At 36.5% G+C, this 25,108-nt stretch carries 18 protein-coding genes; 17 read left to right on the forward strand and 1 reads right to left on the reverse strand.

From position 1 onward, the window contains the following. The first annotated feature begins 213 nt into the window (after positions 1-213). The 7 genes from QUF91_RS04990 (at position 214) to QUF91_RS05020 (ending at position 9,996) form a co-directional block, all read left to right on the forward strand. Positions 214-2,664, forward strand: a complete 2,451-nt coding sequence (locus QUF91_RS04990; protein ID WP_289417043.1) for an InlB B-repeat-containing protein — start codon at positions 214-216, stop codon at positions 2,662-2,664. Between the two features lie 90 nt (positions 2,665-2,754). After that, a complete protein-coding gene (locus tag QUF91_RS04995) occupies positions 2,755-2,880 on the forward strand; it encodes a hypothetical protein (RefSeq protein WP_289417044.1) in 126 nt (41 codons plus the stop codon). A 393-nt stretch (positions 2,881-3,273) separates the two neighbouring features. Further along, positions 3,274-4,767 (forward strand): helix-turn-helix domain-containing protein, encoded by a 1,494-nt coding sequence (locus tag QUF91_RS05000; protein ID WP_289417045.1) that lies wholly within the window; start codon positions 3,274-3,276, stop codon positions 4,765-4,767. A gap of 16 nt (positions 4,768-4,783) precedes the next feature. After that, positions 4,784-6,082 (forward strand): globin-coupled sensor protein, encoded by a 1,299-nt coding sequence (locus QUF91_RS05005; protein ID WP_285397218.1) that lies wholly within the window; start codon positions 4,784-4,786, stop codon positions 6,080-6,082. 15 nt (positions 6,083-6,097) lie between these two features. Next, positions 6,098-7,099, forward strand: coding sequence for an HD domain-containing phosphohydrolase (locus tag QUF91_RS05010; RefSeq protein WP_289417046.1), 1,002 nt, complete (start codon positions 6,098-6,100; stop codon positions 7,097-7,099). 417 nt (positions 7,100-7,516) lie between these two features. Continuing rightward, entirely contained in the window at positions 7,517-9,235 is a 1,719-nt protein-coding gene (locus QUF91_RS05015) for a methyl-accepting chemotaxis protein (RefSeq protein ID WP_289417047.1), read from the forward strand. Between the two features lie 191 nt (positions 9,236-9,426). Beyond that, complete coding sequence (locus QUF91_RS05020) at positions 9,427-9,996, forward strand: manganese efflux pump (RefSeq protein WP_285397215.1); 570 nt, start codon at positions 9,427-9,429, stop codon at positions 9,994-9,996. Here QUF91_RS05020 and QUF91_RS05025 read toward each other — a convergent pair. Next, positions 9,958-10,458 carry a hypothetical protein gene (locus QUF91_RS05025; RefSeq protein ID WP_289417048.1) on the reverse strand — a complete coding sequence of 167 codons (501 nt, stop codon included), beginning with the start codon at positions 10,456-10,458 and terminating at the stop codon, positions 9,958-9,960. The two genes, QUF91_RS05020 and QUF91_RS05025, sit on opposite strands and share 39 nt — an antisense overlap. A gap of 400 nt (positions 10,459-10,858) precedes the next feature. On the opposite strand from QUF91_RS05025, the gene QUF91_RS05030 reads away from it, so the two are divergent. The 10 genes from QUF91_RS05030 (at position 10,859) to lpdA (ending at position 25,066) form a co-directional block, all read left to right on the forward strand. Continuing rightward, complete coding sequence (locus QUF91_RS05030) at positions 10,859-11,386, forward strand: YceI family protein (RefSeq protein ID WP_289417049.1); 528 nt, start codon at positions 10,859-10,861, stop codon at positions 11,384-11,386. Positions 11,387-11,536: 150 nt separating this feature from the next. Further along, positions 11,537-12,463 (forward strand): NAD-dependent epimerase/dehydratase family protein, encoded by a 927-nt coding sequence (locus QUF91_RS05035; protein WP_289417050.1) that lies wholly within the window; start codon positions 11,537-11,539, stop codon positions 12,461-12,463. Between the two features lie 741 nt (positions 12,464-13,204). Beyond that, positions 13,205-14,488 (forward strand): AAA family ATPase, encoded by a 1,284-nt coding sequence (locus tag QUF91_RS05040; RefSeq protein ID WP_289417051.1) that lies wholly within the window; start codon positions 13,205-13,207, stop codon positions 14,486-14,488. A 266-nt stretch (positions 14,489-14,754) separates the two neighbouring features. Beyond that, positions 14,755-15,330, forward strand: a complete 576-nt coding sequence (locus QUF91_RS05045; protein ID WP_285397590.1) for an RloB family protein — start codon at positions 14,755-14,757, stop codon at positions 15,328-15,330. A gap of 431 nt (positions 15,331-15,761) precedes the next feature. Further along, a complete protein-coding gene (locus tag QUF91_RS05050) occupies positions 15,762-17,405 on the forward strand; it encodes a glycerol-3-phosphate dehydrogenase/oxidase (RefSeq protein ID WP_289417052.1) in 1,644 nt (547 codons plus the stop codon). Positions 17,406-17,662: 257 nt separating this feature from the next. Continuing rightward, positions 17,663-18,220, forward strand: a complete 558-nt coding sequence (locus tag QUF91_RS05055; RefSeq protein ID WP_289417053.1) for a glycerol-3-phosphate responsive antiterminator — start codon at positions 17,663-17,665, stop codon at positions 18,218-18,220. A 161-nt stretch (positions 18,221-18,381) separates the two neighbouring features. Continuing rightward, complete coding sequence (locus QUF91_RS05060) at positions 18,382-19,185, forward strand: MIP/aquaporin family protein (RefSeq protein WP_289417054.1); 804 nt, start codon at positions 18,382-18,384, stop codon at positions 19,183-19,185. 42 nt (positions 19,186-19,227) lie between these two features. Beyond that, positions 19,228-20,724 carry a glycerol kinase GlpK gene (gene glpK, locus QUF91_RS05065; protein WP_289417055.1) on the forward strand — a complete coding sequence of 499 codons (1,497 nt, stop codon included), beginning with the start codon at positions 19,228-19,230 and terminating at the stop codon, positions 20,722-20,724. Positions 20,725-21,051: 327 nt separating this feature from the next. After that, complete coding sequence (locus QUF91_RS05070) at positions 21,052-23,133, forward strand: catalase (RefSeq protein WP_289417056.1); 2,082 nt, start codon at positions 21,052-21,054, stop codon at positions 23,131-23,133. 595 nt (positions 23,134-23,728) lie between these two features. Next, positions 23,729-25,066, forward strand: coding sequence for a dihydrolipoyl dehydrogenase (gene lpdA, locus QUF91_RS05075; protein ID WP_289417057.1), 1,338 nt, complete (start codon positions 23,729-23,731; stop codon positions 25,064-25,066). The last annotated feature ends 42 nt before the right edge of the window (positions 25,067-25,108 follow it).

Here is a 25,108-nt window from a genome sequence, read left to right on the forward strand (position 1 = left end):
GTTTTTATATTCTGCAAATATAGATGAATATATCGCTAGATTTAAGGGGTGGCTGAAGTTTTATGGTGCAGATTATGATGAGATTTGCAACAAAAAGGATTATCAAAATATGTAAGAAAACTAACAAAAATTGATTTTAGTACATTTGTAAATAATGCTATAGTTTCAATGTCAAATTTAAAATATAGATCTATATATTATGGAGATGAAGAAATGAAAAAAGCATTCTTATTATTAGCTGCTATACTTTTGTTATTTTCTCAACTATCACTAGGTAATCTACCTGCTTACGCAAACGGTGATAGAGAAGGTGATTATATAACTGAGAGTGTGAATGGCGGTGTTGCCATTGTTGGGTATAAGGGCGAATCAAAGGATATTGATATTCCTAATGAGATTGAAGGACAACCAGTCGTAGAAATAGGGTATAGAGCGTTTAGGAGTGCGCTATTAACAAGTGTAAAAATACCTTCAAGTGTTACAAAGATAGGAATTAGTGCATTTGAATATAATCGATTAATAAGCGTAGAGATTCCACCAAGCGTTACAACGATTGGAAGTAGAGCATTTTATTCTAATTATTTAACAAGTATTGAACTCCCATCAAGCATAAAGACAATCGGACATTCTGCATTTCATGTCAACAGGTTGGATTCTGTAACATTTCAGGGGGAGTCTTATGATTACCAGTTTTTTGGAACACCATTCGATCAACAAGGCCAACCAGACAAAATATTCATTGGATGGTTTGAAGATGCAGATCATACCATTAAGTGGACTAAAAAAATTTCACAGCCGATGACCATTTATGGGAAATGGAGTCATTATATTATCACTTTTGATTCTAATGGAGGAAATAAAGTTTCGCGTCAAATAGTGGGATATAAAGAACGAGCAAAAGCGCCGTCTAATCCTGAGAAAGAGGATCACATATTTGCTGGTTGGTATAAAGATAAAGAACTGACAGAACCATGGGACTTTGATCAAGATGTAGAAACAAAGGATATAACGCTGTATGCCAAATGGAATAAATCAAATTATTTAGTTACTTTTGATACCAATGGAGGAAGTGAAGTTCCAGCGCAAACCGTTGGATACAACGAATTAGTGCAAATACCAATTGTTCCGAAGAAGGAAGGCTATACATTTGCAGGGTGGCATAAAGATAAGGAATTGACAGAACCATGGGGCTTTGAACAAGATGTGGTAACAGAAGATATCACGCTATACGCCAAATGGACGAAAGTAAGCTACATCGTTACTTTTGATTCCAATGGAGGAAGCAAAGTTTCATCCCAATCGGTAGGATCTGGTGAGTTAGTAAAAGCTCCTTCCACTCCGGTAAAAGAAGGGTACACATTTGCAGGGTGGTATAAAGACAAAGGGCTAACTGAAGCATGGAATTTCGATCAAGATGTAGTGGAAAAAGATATCACGCTATACGCCAAATGGTCGAAAGCAAGCTATATTGTTACTTTTGATGCCAATGGAGGAAGTGAAGTTTCATCGCAAACTGTTGGATATAACGAGTTAGTGAAAGCCCCTTCTAATCCAACGAAGGCAGGCTATACATTCAACGGCTGGCACAAAGATAAAGAATTGACAGTACTATGGGATTTTGCAAAAGATGTAGTGACAAAAAACGTGACACTATATGCGAAATGGACAAAGGAAAGTACATCAGGCGGGGGCTCAGGCTGGGCTCATCTAAATACTGTCACTTTTGACTCCAATGGTGGCAGTAAAGTGCCGTCACAAACGGTCGGCTTTAACGACCTAGTGAAAGCACCATCCACTCCAGTGAAAGCAGACTATCAATTTGTTGGCTGGTATAAGGATGCAGCGCTTAACAATGCATGGGACTTTGCGAAAGATAAAGTAACAGCAGACATAACGTTGTATGCGAAATGGACAAAGGATAATTATATTGTTACTTTTGATTCAAACGGAGGCAGTAAAATCCCTTCACAAACAGTGGCATATAAAGCTTTAGTGAAAGCCCCTTCTAATCCAAAGAAGGAAGGTTACTTGTTTATCGGCTGGTATAAAAATAAAGAATTCACAAAAGCATGGGATTTTGCAAAAGATGTCGTTGCAGAAGACCTAACATTATATGCTCGATGGATGAAGGAGAGTAATGGCTGTGACATTACTTTCAAGGATATTGATCATAACTGGGCACAAGATATGATTAAAGAAGTTGCCAAGCGATGCATTATTATAGGTTATCCAGATGGCACTTTCCGACCAAATGATATGACGCAACGTCAACACGTAGTACTTATGATTGACCGTGCATTACAACCAATACCAATTCGAGAGTCTGTCTCCTTTTCGGATGTCCCTAAAAGCCATCCCTATTATGAACAAATCACACGACTACAACGAGCAGGAATTGTGGATGGTTCAAACGAGACATTTCGTCCAAACGCTTATATCACACGTGCCCAAATGGCAAAAATGATGGTGCTTGCATTTGGCTTAACGCCAACAGGAAATAGTACGTTTAAGGATGTCGATCCATCGCATTGGGCGAGTGGATATATTGCCGCTCTAGCAGACCATAACATTGCGTTAGGTGATGAAGATGGTAATTTCAGACCGAATGAAAATTTGACGCGTGCACAATTTACGGCGTTTATGTACCGAGCGCTTAATTTATAAGTCTTACCATAAAGGGATGTATCGTAATTTTGATACATCTCTTTTTCTATTTTAGGAGCTGAACGCCATTAGTGTTATTCGAGGATTGACTTGTGCGAGCACAAGTCAAAATTCGAACGCATTGTTTATCTGTATGAAAACGAAGCGACAGCAACAAATGTTTTCTGTAGCAAAAGCGAAGCGACAGCTACAATCATGCCAATGCGAAATTTATAGAATTGATAATCCTAAAAAGACCTAAAAAGAAGAAGATTTTTAGGATTATCAAATTATGTAACAAAACGAACAAATAGTGATTTTGCTTGTTGTAAAATGCTTGTTATAGTTTAAATATCCTTTAAAACAAGAGGCTTTATTCACAGTTGTGCAAAATAAGTGAATCTAATGAGAATAAGATAAAATTGTTGTTTAAGGGAGTGAAATACTCATCGGACATCTGTTTTTTTGTGAACTTTGATTGTCTAGAATAGTTATAAAGTATTAATAATGATGCTTTTTAATGTTTAGTGTCGTGGAAAAGGGGAATAAAGTTATTGATAAGAGCTATAAAAATCTTATTTATATTTGACACAGCTAGAAATTGCTAGTGCAAGACATTGAGGTGTTTTTATGTATAATTTTTTAGATCGTTCCGCTTTACAAAGAATAGAGGTTTTACATCAGATGTATAAAGAACAGAGACTATTTTCAAGTTTAGAGTTATCTCAAGAAATGGCTCTGTCAGAAAGAACAATATTAAAAATAATTGAGGAAATATCAAGGGATTTAAAAATTATTACAGAATCTGCTGATATCCAAAAAGTTGAGAATAAATATTTTCAATTAGACTACAAAGACAATTTCTCTATTAAAACTATAGAAAGATATTATTTGCAAAATTCCTTAACATATAAAGCTTTTGATGAGATTTTTTACAATAATTTTAATGATATTAATATGTTTGCTTTAGAAAATTTCACCAGTGTGGCCTCCATGTATAGACGTATAAAAAAAGTGAAACCTTTGTTAAGTCAATTTCATTTAGAATATACATCTCATGAAAAAGTCATTCTAGAAGGTGAAGAAAAACAAATTCGTTATTTCTATTTCTTGTTCTATTGGAATTCGTGTTGGGGAGAAGTATGGCCATTTACTCTCGTTTCAAGAGAGGAAATACTAGAAATAATGAAGGAAGTAAAAATAGAATTCTCAGAACCAATTTTATACTGGCTTGCTATTTGCCTAACACGTGCAAAATTAGGTTGCTTAATCGAATATCATCCAATGTATGCAAACTTTACGCAGCATCATCATAACTATGAGCAATTATCGGAAAAAATTAAGTATATATTTAAAGAATTTACAACGCTATCAGAAGAAGAAATTGAATTAGAAACAATGTTTTCATTTTCCATAATTAGCTGTATGCGTCATTATCAGAAAAAAGATAATACAGTAAGTTTATTGATGAATTTTGCACAGCACCATAATCAGGAACTATTCATACAAGCCACTTTATATTGGATGGAAGTATTTATGGATCATTTTTCTATTACTTTAGATGTGGAAGAATATGGAGCACTCTTTGTAAATTTACTACATCTTCATTATTTTATTTTAACCTTCTCTAGTCCAGCAAATTTATTTAAAGAAGATCATTATAAAATGCGATTAGAAATGCATGAAGCTACTCAAATAGAAATCATGAATCAGTTTTATGATCGGCTATTGGAAAATAAGAACTTCGAAAAAGTATTTAAACATAGAGAAGTATTGATTGGCCGATATCATAAATTACTAAAACAAACACTAAGCTTTGTTAATAGATATACCATTAAAATAAAAATATTTTCAATAATATACGATGTTCCTTATCTATTCAATCAAATAAAACGTGTTTTTGTTCACGTTGATTTATGTTCTGAAGATGAAGAAGCGGATTTAATTATATCAGATCGCTTATACATGAATATTAAAAAAAATCCAGAAGATATATTTGTTTGGCATTCAATTCCTGAGAGAGGGGACTACGAAAGGTTAGCAAGAAGACTACAGGAAATCTATTTTGATAAGTACCAACAGCCAAATAAGTTATTATTGAAAACTTTACTAAGTGATGTTTAAAAAATGGAGGTTATCTATGTTCTGGAAAAATAAAAATAAACAGATAGATCACGCCTTTATATTACTCGATAGTAATATAAAAATGAATATTCAAAATGGCAGTGAAATAGAGAAACAAATAAAAATGATCCATTTTTCGATAGAAGAGTTACAAGTATTAAAAAACTTGCAGCCATTTATTGTAGAAAAAATAGATGACATTGTTGATTATTTTTACAAGAGTCTAGCATTAGAAGATTCTTTATTGAGATTAATTACTAATAATAGTTCAGTGGATGCTTTGAAGAAAACTTTGAAATTACATATTTTAGATATGTTTTCTGGAATAATTGATGATGAATACTTTATAAAAAGAGCTAGAATAGCACAAATGCATGTGAAAATTGGTTTGCAGACAAAATGGTATTTAAGCGCTTTTCAAAATTTGTTTATTACAGTTATTGAGATTATCGAAAAGAATCTTTCTGAAAAAGAACTTTATTATTCTAGTGTAAAAGCACTCTCAAAATTATTTAACTTAGAGCAACAAATAGTTCTTGAAGAATATGATAAAGAGATAAGTAGAATTAAAGAAAAATCAAATAAACAGGTAGAAACAACTAAAAACCAAGTTGTGAATTCAACTGAAAATTTAGCAGCAATTTCAGAACAAACTAATGCATCATTTCAGGAATTACATATACTTTGCACAGAAATGATAGAGATCGTAAATACCGGAAAAGAGTTATCTACTTTAGCAGAAGAGAGAGCTGAAAATGGAAAATTACAAATAAGTAAACAGAATAGTAATATGAAGAAGGTTCATGAGGCAGTCCAAATAATCTCCATAGATATAGACGAATTGTTAAAGATTACAAAGGAAGTTCAAGGCATTATAGATATCGTCACGAAAATAGCAGATCAAACAAATTTATTATCTTTAAATGCAGCAATTGAAGCAGCAAGGGCTGGCGAAAATGGCAGAGGATTTGCAGTTGTAGCAGAAGAAGTTAAGAAACTATCAGAAGTAACGAAAAAATCAGTCTTGAATGTAGCTCATTTAGTTTTATCCACCGTATCTAATGTGGAAAAGTTATCTACTTCACTTGATATGATTAACAAATCTGTTCATGACGAACATCAAATTATGAAACAAACAAATATATTTTTTGAGCAAATTTTAAATTCTATGAAGGAAACACAAGAACATAATAAACATTTACAAGATGAACTGGAGATTTTTATCGGTGTGGTAAATGAGTTGGGGAAATCATTTGAAGAAGTTACATTGTCAGCTGACGGACTTGCTAGTTTTGCTAATGAATTAAACAATTGATGAGGGGTTTTCTGAATGAGCAAAAAAATGCCAAAAGAATTAACGTATTATTTAAAATTGGGTGATGCAGTTGTAATTGTTGGTGAAGATCAATTAATTATTGATGTAAATGAACAATACGAAACGATCACCGGCTATAAAAGAGAATTTCTAATTGGGTTTTCAGTAGAGGATTTAAAATCGAGTGCAACGCCATTTGTTATGTATAAATCGTTGAAAAATACATTAAGAAATGGAAAGCCGTGGTCTGGGACAATGGTTAATGTCAACAAATCATTAGAGATAAGGCACTCATTTATAACAATCACTCCAATTGACATAAAAGGAATTATTTATTATGTAGGAGTAATGCGCATGGCAGAACAACTATTGATAGAGGAAGTGGATCAGAAACAAATAGATCAAAAGGAGTTATTTAAATTGTTAGCTCTATCAAGTGAAATGCGCGATGTAGATATCGCAGAACATCTTCTAAATGTGCAAAAGCTAACAGAGGAATTCTTACTAAGCCTTTTTGAAGAGAGAACATATAATTTATCTGTAGACTATATTAGTAATGTTGTACAATACAGCGTATTACACGACATTGGAAAATCGAGTATACCAGAATCGATACTGTATAAAACCGGTTCACTAACAATCTATGAAAAGAGAATTATGGAGATGCATCCTCTTATTGGTGTAGATGTATTGGATAAACTATCCCATGAAATGAACAATAAACTTTTTCAGGATATAGAAATAGCCCAAAATATTATTAAATTTCATCATGAGAATTGGGATGGAACAGGATATCCAATGGGATTAAAAGGAGAAGAAATTCCTTTTGAAGCAAGAGTTATATCAATAGTAGATGTATACGACGCTTTAGTTAGTAATAGAGCTTATAAAGAAGCTTGGACAAAAGAAGAGGCCCTTGCTTATTTAAATGAACAGAAGGGCATTAAGTTTGACCCTAATTTAGTAGAAGTGTTTGTAGAAAAAGTAATAGGCAAGAATAGTATTTTATTAAAATAAAACAGAGTGTTCAGATAAAAAATATATGTAATAGTAACCGAACTTTAATCTATAAAAAAGAAGTACAAGCTTTTATGGGCAGTTTCACGACATTTCTTAGGTACAAGTTAGAGGAGCAAGGAAAAAAGTTAATGTGGTCAAGTAAAGGAATCTCTATCTTTTCTGAGCATACATTCCGCTGTGAATGTGGATTTGTAGCAGGGAAACAGGGATTGGAATATCGTCATCAACATCAATCATGAAGCAGGATTGCGTTTATTAGCATAGCAAAAAGAACTTTTGGAACAAGAGGGATAGCTCAATCAGTTTTCATTGGCACTAAAAGCAACGATGAGTCAGGAAGCCTCCACCCCAAAAAACGTTAGGTTTTAAGTGGGGGCTAGTTTTTCACATTATTGTTATTAAGGTGGAGAGGAAATGAAGTTTTATAAAAATTTATCTTTGGTTGGAAAGTTCGGAATATTCAATACCGTTATACTGGCTGTACTTGTAATTATAGGGGTTACTGGGATATATGGTGTTAAAGAAATGAATGATAATGCAAAGTATATTTATGACGAAAATGTAACTTCTGTTTATTTATTAAGCAATATTTCCATTAATCAGCAAAAAATAACTAATTTAAAGTTTAAGCTATTTTATAATTCGCAAGATACTGATGAGAAGATTGAATATTACGAAAAAATAGTAGCTTTGGACGAAGAAAATAGTCGTATTTTTAAAGATTTAAAGAACACAGAAATGGGAAGCGAAGAAAAAAAGTTAAGTAAGGATTTAGAACAAGTACTTGAAAGTTATAAAGGTATACTAGAATCCATTTTCCAACAAGCTATCTCGGATGGGGACATAGGAGATGTTGATGAATTACTAAAGCCTCTATTAGAAAAAGAACAGCAGAGAGATAATCTTATGGAACAAATAGAGGGAATAAATATCAAGAGTGCTGAAATGAAAAGCGAAGAAAATGATGTAGCCTATAAAAAAACATTGTATAGAAACATCATTATTATAGCTATTGCTCTAATATTTAGCGTAAGTGTTTTAGTTTATTTAAGCAGATATATCAAAAAGGCAATCTCCAATATTAAAAATGTTGTATCTGGAGTTGAAGAGGGAGATTTATCACGACATGCTGAGGTGATCTATTCTGATGACCTTGGGAAAATTACTGAAGGGTTGAACAATTCAATTTCACATATTCAGGATCTTGTTTCTAGTGTTAGTAGCACATCAACACAAATGAGTACTTTAAGTGAAGATTTAACTGCAACTATTGAAGAGATTACTGCATCAATGAATGAAATTGATACAACTTCAAAGGATGTCGCTATGGGGAGTACTACACTAAGTGCAACAACTGAGCAATTAAACGCCACTGCCATTGAGATGCTTGAAAGTACAAAAAAATTAAATGAGAAAACAGAATATAGTCTGAATTTCTCACAAAAAGTAAAAGATAGAGCAATTGAAATTAAAGAAACAGCTATTCAAGCATATAGTACAGCTCGTAATCTATATGATGAGAAACAAAAGCTAGTTTTAGAAGCGATTCAAGCTGGAAAAATCGTATCTGAAGTAAAAGTAATGTCTGATACAATAGCAGATATTGCTGCTCAAACCAATTTGTTAGCCTTAAATGCAGCGATCGAGGCCGCAAGAGCAGGTGAGCAAGGTAATGGCTTTGCTGTTGTAGCTGATGAAGTTCGGAAATTAGCTGAACAATCATCTGAAACTGTTCAAAAAATACAAATTGTTACTAGTGAAGTAGAAAACGCATTTACGAATGTGTCTACTAATGCTCAAGAGCTATTACACTTTATAGATAATAAAGTAACACCTGATTATGAGCTTTTCCAAAATAGCGGAATTCAATATGAAGAAGATGCTATGTACTTTAATACATTAATAACTGAAGTGACAACGTTTGTTGGAACGATGAAATATTCTATGTTAGAAATACAAAAAGCGATTGAAAATGTAGCTACTGTCGCTATAGAATCGTCTGATCAGTCAAATGGTATAGCAAAGGGTATTTCAGAAGCATTACAAGCCATACAGCATGTAGCAGAGTCATCCGTACAAACTGCAAGTATCGCTGAAAAAATTTCTCAACAATTAAATAATTTCAAGCTATAGGATAGGAAATAGTACCTGCGGGTAAAAGACGTTGAATAATGTGAAACTTCAAACCTTTGGGTGTAATGGTCATTGAAACGCAGTTAATCCCAATCTCTCCTAAGTAATGCCATTTTCGCATGGATGAACAAAAATTTTTTCCTTTCATATCATATGTGAGAATGGATTTTACGTTATTGAGGAGGAAAAGGATGCATTGGATAGCCATCATTCTTATTGGGATAGCTGCCAACTTAGATAACTTAGGAATTGGCCTCGCCTATGGTATTAAACGAGTAAAAATACCCGTATTATCCAACATGGTGATTGCGCTTATTTCAATGATTATCACATTTGTAGCGGCCACTACAGGTAGCGTAATTATTGATTTTGTCTCTCCAAAGTTTGCGAATTTGCTAGGAAGCTTTTTACTTTGTGTTATTGGGTTGTGGACTTTATTATCTAGTCGCTTTTCGAAACAAGGGATCTTGGAAAATCCTGAAGTGTTTGATGAGGATAAAAATCATATTATTTCATTTAGAGAAGCAATGACACTTGGCTTTGTTTTATCTGCCAACTGTTTAGCGGGTGGAATAGCACTCGGGGCAAATGGTATTTCTGTAATATGGACAGTTATCTCTATCGGAGTCTTTTCGTTCGTAACAGTAGCTACTGGCACTCACTTTGGTGCTTTATTAACAAAGACGTTTATAGGAAAACACTCAACGGCTATTTCAGGAGGGCTACTTATTCTTATAGGGGTTATTGAAATGTTTTCTTAAGTTAGCGATTCTGTCATGCGTGGCGATTATCGTTTTGTCGTCCAAGGTAAAAAGGAGTTTTCCTCTTTCATTGGGAAGCTTCTTTTTATATGAAGAAAGTCGTCGAAGTAAAATTCCTGTAGTCTGAGAAATCTGATCAGGTAACACATGCAACTGCTCGGATAAAGCACATAATCGCTCGGGTATGCCGAAAAAGTGATCGGGTAAAGCCCAAAACCGCTCGGGTATGCCGAAAAAGTGATCGGGTAGCGCCCCGAACTGCTCGGGTATGCCGAAAAAGTGATCGGGTAAAGCCCAAAACCGCTCGGGTATGCCGAAAAAGTGATCGGGTAAAGCCCCGAACCGCTCGGGTATGCCGAAAAAGTGATCGGGTAAAGCCCAAAACCGCTCGGGTATGCCGAAAAAGTGATCGGGTAAAGCCAAAAACCGCTCGGGTATGCCGAAAAAGTGATCGGGTAACATCCAAAACCGCTCGGGTATCCAGTAGAACTGCTCAGGTAAAGTCCCATCTGTCCAGATAAGCCGAAGAACTGCGGTTAGTAGAACTGCTTAGGTAGAAATAAGTCCCAAAGGAAATCTCGAATCCAAACCACCAACCACACACAACCTTCGAAATGAAAACCTAGTATCATTGATTGAAAAAATTTTTAATAATCACTTGACGTAATTTAATTATTAATATATAGTAAGTTACATAAAGTAATTGATTACTTTTAGTAACTAATGTATACTAGGATGTACAAAAGAAGTAACTACAAATATTTATTCTCAGAATACTGGGGAACATAATTAATGTAGTTACTTCATATTTTAACATATATCTCGAATTCGAGATATAATAACCAAATTGGAGGAATTTATAATGACAAAATGGAACATTGATTTAGGACACTCAGCAATTAACTTTCAAGTAAAACACATGATGGTATCAAAAGTAAAAGGTGTCTTTGATACTTATTCAGCAGATATTGAAGCAGCAAATCTTGCAGATTTAACAACAGCAAAAATTGGCTTTACAATTGATGCAGCTAGCATTAACACACGTAGTGAAGATCGTGATAATCACTTAAAAGCAGCTGATTTCTTCGATACTGAAAATTATCCAACAATCACGTTCAAGTCAACAAACATTACAAAAAAATCAGCAGATGAATATGCGATTACAGGTGACTTAACAATTAAAGACGTCACGAAATCAGTTACATTTGAAACTGAATTTAATGGTAAAGGTACAAATCCGTGGGGCCAAGAAGTTTATGGCTTTGAAGCTGAAACGACAATCAATCGTGAAGAATTTGGCTTGACTTGGAATGCAGCTTTGGAAACTGGCGGTGTTCTTGTTGGTAAAGACATTAAGATTACAGTTGAATTAGAAGTAAATCCGGCTTAATCTTGTATACTGTGCCTCGATAAATATTATCGGGCACATTTTTTTTATTTTCTAAAACTAATTTGTAAAAATAATACAATAAATAAGTTTCTTGTATAATTTTAGTAATTACTGCATATAAATCATCATATTGTTTTTGGGGGCGATGGGATGAATGTATTAGTAACAGGTGGTTATGGTTTTATAGGTAGTGCAGTGGCAAGACGTTTCTTTAAAGAAGGGGCAAATGTTTATATTATTGATAATTTAAGCACAGGTCATTTACGCAATGTTGACTTTAAGCATAAATCTTATCTTTTGAATGTGGAAGATGAAGTTTGTGAGCATCTCTTTAAGGAAATATCATTTGATGTGGTCATCCATTGTGCAGCACAAACAAGTGTCCAAAAATCAATGCATGAGCCTGTGAAGGATGTTTTAACGAATATTGTAGGGCTTAGTCAAATGCTCTTCTTATCGTCAAAATATAAGGTACAGCATTTCGTTTTTGCCTCTTCTGCAGCTGTTTATGGTGATAGTCACTATCCACCACTAGAAGAAACAGATGTTAGTGAGCCGATTTCTATGTATGGATTAAATAAAAGTATTGGTGAAACATACTGCGAAAAATGGCAAAAAGATTATCGTTTACCAACATTAATATACAGATTTGCTAATGTATTCGGTCCAAGGCAATGTATGCATGGGGAAGCGGCAGTTATTCCAAGCATGCTAAGAAGCAGTATTGAAGGAAAGCCCTTTACGATTTATGGAGATGGAGAACAGACACGAGATTTCATTTATGTAGATGACATTGCAGATGCCATTTATGCAGGTGTACAGGCTAGATTACAAGGTATTTATAATGTATCGACTAATGAGGCATGGTCAATTCATCAAGTCATTTTATTACTACAGCATTTAAACCATCCTTTAGAAATTCAATATGCTCCTGCAAGAGAGGGAGATATTGAGCACTCGTTTTTAAATAATGAAAAGTTGGCGAAGGCAATAGGATGGAGACCAAAAACTTCTTTTGCGGAAGGCATAGAGCGTACATTGCAAGCATTACAAAATGAAAAGATAGTAGAAATTTAAACAAATTGTAAAAGTATGTCCACAGTACCTCGCTTAGTACTCAAATATGAAGATGAAGATTTTTAAGTGTAGTATTTGACGATTTACCCTACTATATAGGGAAAATCGTCTTTTTATATTTTTACAGGCGTGTTGATTAGGAAAAAATAGGTTTATTATTGATCGATGAAAGGGTTTTTCTTGTTGCTAATTAGTGTCGAGCCCCAAAACAGAATCGCTAAAGCTACTTTCGTTCGTTTTATAGGAATACTTTGAAGATTTATCGAAACAAAATCGCTCTTTATCGAAACTATTTGAGCTTTTATCGAAACAAAATCTTATTTTATCGAAACTATTTGGGCTTTTATCGAAAAACAAGCTCTTTCTATCAAAGAAATCAACCACATGTTATGATGAAGAGCTTGTAGCGTTGGGCTACTCGACGCTCGCTCGCAGGAAGCCTTGCTCTGTGCGAAAGCGCAGCGACAGCAACAATACGAGGTTGGTCACGGAAGCGTTATTACAGGACGTGATGCTCTTAGCCTTCGTTCCTCTGCCGGCTTGCTCCATGGTCTCATCTGTGACACTGACCCCCCAAGGAGTCGCCCAGTCTCCACTCAACTTATTTACATAGCATACGTTTTAACATATGTCATCCACAACTTTTGGTGATGAGCCATTACGCGGAGTAATAGGCGTTTTTTTACGGCTATAGTATAATTATCTTAAAGGAATGTTGCGGAATTGAACGGGGGCTTGTATATGTTAGTAGATTTTAGAGTGAAAAATTGCTTGAGTTATAACGATGAAACGCTATTTTCGATGGTGGCGGGAAGCCGCATTCGAAAATTAAAGGACACACATACGATAAAATGTGACTCGTTTCGCCTTGTAAAAAGTGCCTTTATTTTCGGACCAAATGGAAGTGGAAAATCAAACTTATTCACTGCTATTAAAGTGTTGCGTTCTTTGTTGTTTAACTTTGAAAATCTTAATAATGTCAAACAACTGCGCTTACCCTATCAACCGTTTAAGCTAGGAAGTCAGCAAGGGCAACCAACAGAATTTATGATTTCATTATTACTCGATGGGGTACTGTACGATTATGAGGTACAGTATAATGCATCGCAGGTACTTTATGAATGCCTAACTAAAACGACAAAGTCCGTGAAAGAACAGCTCTTTATCAGACAGTGGGATGGGACAGAATATTTGTATAAAACTGCCCAAAATACAGCACTAGAACTGACAAAATATACGCGTAATAATACAGCTTTCTTATCAGTATTAAATGTCTTTAATGACCCAGATGCTACGAAAATATTTGATTGGTTTTTACATAAAATCCTATTTTTAGATGAGGCAAATCGGTTATCAAGTCATCCGCTTATTCGTAAACTTGAAGAGGAGCCATTTAAGAAAGCGGTTATTAAGTTACTAAAGATTGCGGATTTTTCTATTCAAGATGTGACGGCAAGACGCGTTGAGCGAAGAGAGAAAAATACCATTGGCTATGAATTTGACACACCAGAGGTTATACAAGAGGTGGATATTGATTTGCACTATTTATCGTTCAATGAAGCAGGTGCACCGATAGGCACAGAGACGATCAATTGGACGATGGATTCAAAGGGTACAGTCCGTATGTTACATTTAGCATGTGTTATGGTAGATGCATACAATAAAGGAAAGACCATTTTTATAGATGAATTTGATACGGCATTTCATGTGTCTATCTGCGAATTTTTAATGGCCATTATGAACAGCAAACGTAACGCTACGAATCAATTTGTTGTTACAAGTCATGAAATTGATTTATTAGATCAGCCACTACGTTCCGATCAAATATGGTTTGTGAATAAAAGCTTTAAAAATGAATCCGAGTTATACTCCTTATTTGATTTTACAGATTTGCAGAAGAAACGTGGAGATATTTCCTATGCCAAGCGTTACTTAAAGGGCGAATTCGGGGCAACACCGGTTATTAATGAATATTTATCAGATCAATATTTAACTTCTTTCAGCGGGTATCCAAACACCCGCTGAAATAGAGGAACTCAGTCTAAGAACGCTACGTCCTGTGGCAATTTATCTGTGCGAAAGCGTAGCGTCAGCAACACATGACTGAGTGACCAACATCATGTTACTGACGCTACGTTAGCACTGCGCTTTCGTACAGAAAACATTTGTTGGCCCAAAGCCTCTGGCGGATGTCACGGAATTGGAAAGGAGTGCTTTGTGCAAGCACAAAGCCGATTCCGGACGCAATTATGCCGAGGCATAATTGATAGGGAAGTGGAGGTTTCTGAGCAATGAGAGTACGTCAACAAGGTAACCGAACACTGCGTAAAACAATATTAATTTATTGTGAAGGTGAAACCGAGCGCATTTATTTTGAACAAATGCGTATTTTAAAGCGCTCAAAAATGGTAAGTGTCAAAATAAAAAACGTTAAGCGTTCAGCTATTAAGCTAGCCCAGCATGCATATCGAGATTCAAGCTATCAATATTTTGATGAGGTTTGGATTGTTTTTGATAAGGATGATTTAACCGAAAGGCAATTAGAGGAAGTTAATGACTTTTGTGAGGAGCAAAATATTCATATTGCCTACACAAATGAAGCGTTTGAATTATGGCTGCTGTTGCATTTTGAAGAGGTCGATATTTCGGAAAAGTATCCTCGTGCTGTCTTAAATGACAAGATGGAGCAGCATCTTGGGATTTCACGCTATTTTCGTCATAAAGCGGATGAGTCAGTCATTGCACCTATCGCACTTCGACATGAGGTCGCTATTAAAAATTGCACGGAAATGATGGCACTTCGCAAGACAGAAAGCCGTGACAACCCTTATTGCAACATACATGAAATGATACAATACATATTTTAACTTCTTTCAGCGGATATATGGACACCCGTTGAAAGAAAGGAACTCAGTCTAAGAACGCCACGTCCTGTGGGAATTTATCTGTGCGAAAGTCACGTTAGCACTGCGCTTTCGCACAAAAAACATGTGGTACTCATCGGCCCCCTAGACAGCCATAATGGGAACGGAAATCAACCACACGTTATGGTAATGAGCCAAAAATATGACAATTAATCTGTACATTTGGCACGCCTTAAAGCTATAAAAGAAACGTGTAAATTGTATTCGTCATCCTTTGCGATTAGCTAGATTGCCTTTTCAATCTAAACCCATTACAATAAAGTTAAGTTAATAAAAGGTTTGAGAGATTGAGAGACCATTAAAAACATATGTACATTTTGTACATGTGCTTTTAATGGTCTCTTTTTTCGTTCTCAATGAGGAGGGAATTCATTATGAGCACAGCTTCAGCATTGCAGCGTCAACAAACGATTGAAGATTTACAAAGTAAAGAATACGATTTATTGGTTATTGGTGGGGGTATTACAGGTTGCGGTATTGCGCTGGATGCCATTGCCCGCGGATTATCTGTAGCGTTAGTTGAAATGCAAGACTTTGCTGCTGGTACTTCTAGCCGTTCGACAAAATTAGTCCATGGTGGGCTACGTTATTTAAAGCAATTTGAAATAAAAGAGGTTGCGGATTTAGGAAAAGAGCGTGCGATTGTTTATGAAAATGGACCACATGTGACAACTCCTGTTTGGATGCTACTCCCATTCCATAAAGGTGGTACATTCGGCAAATTCTCAACGAATATTGGCTTACGTGTATATGATTTTTTAGCAGGCGTTAAACGTTCTGAGCGTCGATACATGTTAAAAGCTGCAAAAACAATTGAAAAAGAACCTTTAGTCAAAGCTGAGGACTTACGTGGTGGTGGTGTATATGTAGAATATCGTACAGATGATGCCCGTCTTACAGTTGAAGTTGCCAAAGCTGCTATCGAAAAAGGCGCTACACTTATTAACTATACAAAGGCAGAAAGCTTTTTATATAACGACCAAGAGAAAATTAATGGCATCATAGCACAAGATTTGATTGCCCAAAACACGTTTAATATTCGTGCTAAAAAAGTTGTGAATGCTGCTGGTCCATGGGTAGACGATGTTCGTGAGATCGACGGGAAAGAAAATGGTAAGCATTTAATTTTATCAAAAGGTGTGCACATCGTTTTTGATGAATCCAAATTTCCATTACATCAAGCTGTCTATTTTGATACACCTGATGGCCGCATGGTATTTGCGATTCCTCGAGATGGAAAGACATATGTTGGAACGACAGATACATTTTATAAAGGTGATGCATGTGAAATGAATATTCATCAAGAAGATCGTGATTATATGATGAAGGCAATTCATTACATGTTTCCAAAAGTTAATGTCACTGATGAAGATATCGAATCAAGCTGGGCAGGTGTTCGTCCATTAATTCATGAGGAAGGTAAAAATCCATCTGAAATTTCTCGTAAGGACGAAGTATGGGAATCTCCTTCAGGTCTTGTGACGATCGCTGGAGGTAAATTAACAGGTTATCGTAAAATGGCTGAAACAGTTTTAAATATGATTGCGCAAGAGTTAGAACAACAATTTGGTGTTACATCTAAACCATGTCATACAAAGCATATTCATATTTCTGGTGGAGATGTTGGTGGCTCCAAAAACTTCCATGCATTCGCATCTAAACGAACAAAAATGGGCGTCGCCATCGGATTATCTGAAGAGGAAGCACAACATTTAGCACATCATTACGGTGCTAATGTAGACACTGTTTTTGAATTTGCAAAAGAAAAGCATGCGGTTTTACCACAGGGGCTATATGCTCAGTTACTGTACGGTATTCATCATGAAATGGTTGTTCATCCAAACGATTTTTTGATTCGTCGTACAGCATATATGTTCTTTAATATCGCCCTTGTGAAACTGTATAAAGATGCGGTATTAGATGAAATGGCAAAACAATTATACTGGTCTACTGAGCAACGTACACAATATGAAAAAGATTTAAATACAGAAATAACACGAGCAACTACCGCATTATAATAAAAATGAGGAGCTGTCCTAAAAGTAAGAATATATAGGTAAAAGCGCGCGTAGACTTTAGCGAATTGTTTTTTCGACGAAGCATGGGCTGAGACGTGGCGTAGAAGATTCCTTTGCGATAAAGCGTAAGTGAACCACGTAGCGTATAAGCACCGCGATACGGCTCATGTCATGTTTGAGAAAAGCGAAGCGGATAAATTATGATTTCTTATGAAGAACTTTTTGACAGCTTGATTTTTAAATAAAGGGGTAATCTTATGAATTTCAATAATCAACAAATTATTCCCGCTGCACGTACAGTAAAGCAATTTGATGATGTTTTAAAAAGTCGATTCGAATACATTGTTCTACTAGAAGTGCATATTAGTTTACTCAAGTCAATAAAGCGTGAGGTAGATCGTAACGGTAAAAAATTAATTATTCATGCAGACTTAATTCATGGCTTAAAAACGGATAATTTCGCAGCTGATTTTTTATGCAATGATATCCGTCCAGCAGGTATTATTTCTACTCGATCAAATATGTTAATAAAAGCAAAATCTCGTGGGATTATCGCTATTCAGCGTGTCTTTTTAATTGATACGATTGCGCTTGAAAAAAGTTTTTCAATGATTGAATCAGCGAAGCCTGATTATATTGAATTATTACCAGGTATAATTCCTTCAATGATTTCAGAAGTACACCAGCGTACAAAAATCCCTGTTATTACAGGAGGCCTAGTCCGCACAGGTGAAAGTATAGAGGAAGCGCTAACAGCTGGAGCAGTAGCCATTACGACATCTAATGAAAAATTGTGGGAAAATTTCAAAAAATAGGTTGACTATATATATTGTTTTCTCTACAATGTGGGTAAGTTCAAAAGCGCGTGGTTAGGAAAAGGAACCCACATTTATTCATCTGCATTTCAGTGTGCAGTTTGTTTAGGTGTGGGTTTATTTTTTTTGCTAGGCGTACTATAACAAAGGGGGCTTCTTGTATGTCTACATTTACAGCTGAAATTGTTGGCACGATGATTCTTATTTTATTCGGTGGTGGCGTTGTTGCTGGAGTATCATTGCACAAATCGAAAGGCTTTGGCGGTGGATGGGTGGTGATTACATTCGCTTGGGGTCTAGGTGTGGCGATGGCTGCATATGCTGTTGGTGGTATTAGTGGTGCTCATTTAAACCCTGCTTTAACAATCGCACTTGCTACAATTGGTAATTTCCCATGGGAAGACGTCCCTACTTACATTGTTGCACAATTGATTGGTGCATTTTTAGGTGCGGTACTCGTTTATTTTATGTATTTACCACATTGGAAAGGCACGAAAAATCCAGATGCAAAACTGGGCGTATTTTCTACAATTCCTGCTATTAAACATCCATTATCAAATTTAATTTCAGAAATGATTGGTACATTTATACTTGTTTTAGGTATTCTAGCATTAGGAACAAATACAATTACTGATGGCTTAAATCCATTTCTAGTTGGTTTGCTAATTGTAGTCATCGGGATGGCATTAGGGGGGCCTACTGGTTATGCAATTAACCCTGCACGTGATTTAGGTCCACGTATTGCTCACTTTTTCTTACCAATACCAGGGAAACGTGACTCGGGGTGGTCATATGCATGGGTTCCAATTGTTGGTCCAATTATCGGTGGTACATTCGGTGCCCTATTTTTCCAACAAATTTTTGAGGGGAAAAATAGTATTGCATTTTGGTTGCTTGCTATTATCGTAGTTATTATTTTTATCAGTGCTCAAATGACAGTGAAAAATGTTAAAAGTGAAGCGTAATTAAAAAATTAGTAATTAAAAAAATATTTGGAGGTTTGTCCGATGTCAGAAAAAAAATATATTTTAGCTTTAGACCAAGGTACAACAAGCTCACGTGCTATTTTGTTTGATGAAAAAGGGAGCATTCTCCATAGTGCACAACAAGAATTCCAACAATATTTCCCACAATCTGGATGGGTTGAACATAACGCAGAAGAAATTTGGTCGTCCATTCTGTCTTGTATCGCTACAGCGCTTTCTGCAAAAAATATTGATTCAAATCAAATTGCTGGGATCGGTATTACAAACCAACGCGAAACAACAGTCGTTTGGGATAAAAATACAGGGAAGCCAATCTATAATGCGATTGTATGGCAATCACGCCAAACGAACGCTATTTGTGAAGAATTGAAAGCAAATGGTTACAATGACTTATTCCGTGATAAAACAGGTTTATTAATCGACGCATATTTCTCAGGTACAAAAGTAAAATGGATTTTAGACAATGTTGAAGGTGCCCGTGAAAAAGCAGAAGCAGGGGACTTACTATTCGGCACAATTGATACGTGGTTAATATGGAAGTTGACTGGTGGTAAAGTACATGTAACGGATTATTCAAATGCTTCTCGTACATTAATGTATAACATTTATGATTTAAAATGGGATGAGGAATTATTAAATATTTTAGGCGTTCCTGCCTCTATGCTTCCAGAGGTTCGCCCTTCTTCAGAAGTATATGGTTATACAGAAGAAGCTCTGTTCTTCGGTTCTGCTGTTCCGATTGCTGGTGCTGCGGGCGATCAACAAGCTGCTCTATTTGGTCAGGCTTGCTTTGAAGAAGGCATGGTCAAAAACACTTATGGTACAGGCTGCTTTATGTTGATGAACACTGGTGAAAAGGCAGTAAAATCAGAGAATGGCTTATTAACTACGCTAGCTTGGGGCTTAAATGGTAAGGTAACTTATGCTTTAGAAGGAAGTATTTTCGTAGCTGGCTCTGCTATTCAATGGTTACGTGATGGCTTACGAATGTTCCGCTCTGCTGCTGATTCTGAGCAATATGCTGAACGTGTGGAGTCGACGGATGGCGTTTATGTAGTTCCTGCATTCGTTGGTCTAGGAACACCTTATTGGGATTCTGATGTACGAGGTGCTGTTTTTGGTTTAACTCGTGGTACATCTAAAGAACATTTTGTACGTGCAACATTAGAATCATTAGCTTATCAAACAAAAGACGTACTTAGCGCAATGGGAGCAGATGCAAATATTCCATTAACAAAATTACGTGTAGATGGCGGCGCTGTTGCAAACAATTTCTTAATGCAATTCCAAGCAGACTTATTAAATGTTCCCGTTGATCGTCCGGTTATTAACGAAACAACTGCTTTAGGTGCTGCCTATTTAGCAGGTTTAGCAGTTGGCTTCTGGAAATCAACAGATGAAATTAGTGAGTATTGGAATTTAGAGCAACAATTCACACCTGATATGGATGACTCACTTCGCGAAGAAATTTATGCAGGCTGGAAAAAAGCTGTGACAGCTGCTCAAGCGTTTAAATAATTAGATTAATAGGTTGGATTTAAAAGATAGTTGTAGTGATAAGAAAAACCTTGATAGGCTAATTTGAAGCGAATCCCAGATTGTTAGACAAACAATTTAACTGTTGGGGTTACTTCATTCGCCAATCAAGGTTTTATTTGTTAATAAGAAATTATTCTATAACCACTTCGATAGTAACTTTAAGTCACTGTTTAGCAGACTTTTTTGAAACCTCCACTATTCGACCGTGCCCTTAGTGCCGAGTCGTATTTCTTCTATAGCAACGATCTTGAAGCATGTTTATTCCAAAAAAACATATAGTGTATATTGAGAATTATGAGTACTGGAATGAAAGGGGATTGCGTGGATAATTCTAAGTCGAATCAGCGCAAAAATTTAGATGAGAATGCAAAGGATCAGCAGCTGGAGCCATTTCGTGTCGATAATGATGGAAAAAAGATGACAACGAATCAGGGGCTGAAAGTTTCGAATGATGAGGATTCGTTGAAGGCTGGCATTCGTGGGCCAACTATTATGGAGGATTTTCATTTTCGAGAAAAAATAACACATTTTGACCATGAACGTATTCCAGAGCGTGTTGTACATGCAAGGGGCTTTGCGGCACATGGAGAATTTGAGTTGTATGAGTCGATGGGGGAATATACTAAAGCGAAATTTTTACAGGACCCTAGTAAGAAAACACCTGTATTTGTCAGATTTTCAACCGTAGTTGGAAGCTTAGGATCGATGGATACTGCACGTGATGTTCGTGGCTTTGCGACGAAGTTTTACACAGATGAAGGTAATTATGATTTAGTCGGCAATAATATACCTGTCTTTTTTATTCAAGATGCCATTAAGTTTCCTGATTTAATTCATGCAGTAAAACCGGAGCCTCACAATGAAATGCCCCAAGCAGCCTCAGCGCACGATACGTTTTGGGATTTTGTGGCGAACAATCAGGAAATTGCGCATATGATTATGTGGCATATGTCTGATCGAGCAATACCTAGAAGTTTTCGAATGATGGAAGGCTTCGGTGTTCATGCTTTTCGTTTCGTCAATGATAAAGGAAAGTCGAGATTTGTGAAGTTTCATTGGAAGCCTGTGTTAGGTGTTCATTCACTCGTTTGGGATGAAGCGCAAATTATTGCTGGAAAAGATCCGGATTTTCAACGACGTGATTTATGGGAATCAATAGAGATTGGTGATTATCCAGAATATGAGCTTGGTGTACAGATGCTTGAGCCAGAGGACGAATTTAAATTTGATTTTGATATATTGGATGCAACAAAGCTTTGGCCTGAGGAGATCGTGCCAGTTAAAAAGATTGGAAAAATGACCTTGAATCGCAATGTTGATAATGTTTTTGCTGAAACAGAGCAAGTCGCCTTTCATCCCGGAAATGTTGTGCCAGGCATAGATTTTACAAATGATCCACTTTTACAGGGACGATTATTTTCTTATTTAGATACACAGCTAATTCGTCTGGGTGGACCAAACTTTGCAGAAATTCCGATTAATCGACCTGTTTGTCCAATTCATAATAATCAGCGCAATGGGTTTAGTCGACAAACTATTAATGTAGGAAGAGTAAGCTATCATAAAAATTCCTTGGCAAATAATACACCGTCAACATCTACTGCAAAAGAAGGTGGCTATGTCCACTATGAAGAAAAGGTTGAAGGACGGATTACACGAGCAAGAAGTAAATCCTTTGATAATCATTTTTCACAGGCAAGGCTATTTTGGAATAGCATGTCGCCACCTGAAAAACAACATATCATTGACGCCTTTAGCTTTGAGGTAGGAAAGGTAAAAAGTAAGTCAGTTCGCCAACAGGTTGTCGATATGTTCGTTCGTGTGGATAAAGCAATGGCAACGACTGTGGCTGATAATATTGGTGTTAATCGTCCAAAAGGAGAGCAAATAAATGTCACTTTATCATCACCTGCACTAAGCCAGGCTAATACAATAAAAATGCCACAAACACTTAAGGTAGGTGTGCTAATAGGTGATGGGTTTGACGCAAATGAAGTTGGCGAAGTGCTGAAATATTTAACAAGACAAGGTGTACGATACAATATTATTTCCGACAGATTAGGGGTTGTGACTAGCAGCGATGGCGTACAGTTAACAGCAAGTGACACATTTATTACTACTGATGCGGTACTCTTTGACTCATTATATGTTGTAGGTGTAAAAGCAAACAACCAGGCAAAGTTTAATTCGCAAATTGTAAATTATATGAATGAAGCGTATAGACATTATAAACCGATAGGCATTGCCAAATCTGGAATTATATTTTTTAATATGTCTAACGTCAATGTAGGGCCAGGAATTGTGTTGGCAACTGGCGACGAAGGTTTCGCTAAAAAATTTGTAGCTGCCATTGCCCAGCAACGCTTTTGGGAGAGGAATATTTACTAACTTTACGTTGTTTCTACGAGGAACAGAATGTTTGCTTGCCGAGGAATACCCGCGGAAGAGGAGCGAATACCCGCGTAAGAGGAGCGAATACCCGCGGAAGAGGAGCGAATACCCGCGGAAGCGAAGCGAATACCCGCGGAAGAGGAGCAAATACCCGCGTAAGAGGAGCAAATACCCGCGGAGCCGAGCGATACCCGCGGAAGCCGAGCAAATACCCGCGTAAGAGGAGCGAATACCTGCGGAAGCCGAGCAAATACCCGCGGAGCCGAGCGATACCCGCGGAAGAGGAGCGAATACCCGCGGAGCCGAGCGATACCCTTTCAATCTATATGGCAAAAACGAGTATCTGCATAGAAAATAAAGTCTCTCATTGTTCAAAATGAATAGTGAGGGACTTTTTCGCGCTGATGGTTTGTATTTCGTTTTTTGTTCAGGAGGTCTTCTGTTAAAAAAATCGGCATTCTCATTCGCGATATAATGACTTTTTTTACGGCAGTGAACGATGGAGTGGACAAAGGATCTCAGAATTTACTGTAATTCCCATGACATTGCATTCAAATTTTGTAAATGATATGGTGGTCATGAGGTGAATTTTGTGGGAAAATTTGATATTGCAATTATTGGCGCAGGTCCAGGGGGATATGTGGCAGCCATTCATGCAGCAAAAAGCGGCAAGAAGGTAGCTTTAGTGGAGCGCGATAAAGTGGGAGGAGCCTGCTATAATGTCGGCTGTATTCCTTCGAAAATTTTATTGGAGCATAGTAAGCTTATTCAGGAAATAAAACGTGGTAATGACTGGGGCATTGAAACTTCTACAGTAAATGTAAATTTTCCGCGATTGATGAAACGTAAAGATGCTATTATCGACGAGCTTTTAACGAATATTGAGGATTATATTTTGAGCAATCAAATTACCTTTTATCGAGGAGAAGCAGCAGTAGCTAAAGATTTAACTGTAACTGTTGGAAGTGAGTCCTTTACTGCAATGGATATCATTTTAGCGACAGGAAGTAAACCATTTGTCCCACCGTTTAAAGGTCTAGAGACGTCTTCATATTTTACAACGGATACATTTTTTGATATTGAAGAGTTGCCAACGCAGTTAACAATTATCGGTGGTGGCGTGATCGCTGTGGAGATGGCATTTAGCCTAGCACCACTTGGAACGAAGGTGACGATGCTAAATCATAGTGAGGACATTTTACAGACAGAAGAGCCGGACGCACGCCCAGTTATTCGCGAAAAGATGAAAAAGCTTGGTATTGAGCTTGTGACAGATTTCCAATTCGAGCATTTTAATGGCAATGAAATTCATACATCTAAAGGAATTTATACATATGAAAATCTATTATTTGCAACAGGTCGACGCCCAAATACAGAAATCGCTCAGCAATTAGATCTAGCTTTCGATGGTCGATTGATTGCAGTCAATGAGCATCTTGAAACAAGTCAGCCACACATTTATGCCATAGGCGACTTAGTGGGTGGTTACCAGCTAGCTCATTCAGCGAGTGCAGAGGGAATTCATGTTGTGGATCATATTTTAGGAAATGAGCCAGCACTGATTGATCAAACATTGATTCCTCGCTGTGTTTATACACATCCTGAAATTGCGACGTTTGGTTTACTGGAAGAGCAGGTGAAAGAACCTTATACGGTGACTCAAATGCCTTTACGGACAAACCCTAAGGCATTAATGGAAGGAAATACAGTAGGTTTTATAAAGGTTATTGCGACGAAAAAGGAAGGACGTATTTTAGGAGCATGTGTTGTTGCTGATGGGGCAACAGAAATGTTAAATGCTATTTTAGCTACTAAAAATGCTGGTGGCACTGCTCATACTCTCGCAAATATGATTTTCCCACATCCTACAGTTTCAGAGCATATTGGGGATGCAGCAAAAGCTTTTTTTGACAAAGCCATTCATCAGTAGAAGTTTAATCATCTACATTCTTTAGCGGAAGATCGCCTTTTT

The organism is Lysinibacillus sp. G4S2 (genome assembly GCF_030348505.1).
Taxonomy (GTDB): domain Bacteria; phylum Bacillota; class Bacilli; order Bacillales_A; family Planococcaceae; genus Lysinibacillus.

Bases quoted from the DNA above. Each gene is read 5' to 3' on its own strand.
- QUF91_RS04990 (WP_289417043.1), top strand. From the start codon at position 214: ATGAAAAAAGCATTCTTATTATTAGCTGCTATACTTTTGTTATTTTCT.
- QUF91_RS05000 (WP_289417045.1), top strand. From the start codon at position 3,274: ATGTATAATTTTTTAGATCGTTCCGCTTTACAAAGAATAGAGGTTTTA.
- QUF91_RS05005 (WP_285397218.1), top strand. From the start codon at position 4,784: ATGTTCTGGAAAAATAAAAATAAACAGATAGATCACGCCTTTATATTA.
- QUF91_RS05010 (WP_289417046.1), top strand. From the start codon at position 6,098: ATGAGCAAAAAAATGCCAAAAGAATTAACGTATTATTTAAAATTGGGT.
- QUF91_RS05015 (WP_289417047.1), top strand. From the start codon at position 7,517: ATGAAGTTTTATAAAAATTTATCTTTGGTTGGAAAGTTCGGAATATTC.
- QUF91_RS05020 (WP_285397215.1), top strand. From the start codon at position 9,427: ATGCATTGGATAGCCATCATTCTTATTGGGATAGCTGCCAACTTAGAT.
- QUF91_RS05025 (WP_289417048.1), bottom strand. From the start codon at position 10,458: ATGTTACCCGATCACTTTTTCGGCATACCCGAGCGGTTTTTGGCTTTA.
- QUF91_RS05030 (WP_289417049.1), top strand. From the start codon at position 10,859: ATGACAAAATGGAACATTGATTTAGGACACTCAGCAATTAACTTTCAA.
- QUF91_RS05035 (WP_289417050.1), top strand. From the start codon at position 11,537: ATGAATGTATTAGTAACAGGTGGTTATGGTTTTATAGGTAGTGCAGTG.
- QUF91_RS05040 (WP_289417051.1), top strand. From the start codon at position 13,205: ATGTTAGTAGATTTTAGAGTGAAAAATTGCTTGAGTTATAACGATGAA.
- QUF91_RS05045 (WP_285397590.1), top strand. From the start codon at position 14,755: ATGAGAGTACGTCAACAAGGTAACCGAACACTGCGTAAAACAATATTA.
- QUF91_RS05050 (WP_289417052.1), top strand. From the start codon at position 15,762: ATGAGCACAGCTTCAGCATTGCAGCGTCAACAAACGATTGAAGATTTA.
- QUF91_RS05055 (WP_289417053.1), top strand. From the start codon at position 17,663: ATGAATTTCAATAATCAACAAATTATTCCCGCTGCACGTACAGTAAAG.
- QUF91_RS05060 (WP_289417054.1), top strand. From the start codon at position 18,382: ATGTCTACATTTACAGCTGAAATTGTTGGCACGATGATTCTTATTTTA.
- glpK (WP_289417055.1), top strand. From the start codon at position 19,228: ATGTCAGAAAAAAAATATATTTTAGCTTTAGACCAAGGTACAACAAGC.
- QUF91_RS05070 (WP_289417056.1), top strand. From the start codon at position 21,052: ATGAAAGGGGATTGCGTGGATAATTCTAAGTCGAATCAGCGCAAAAAT.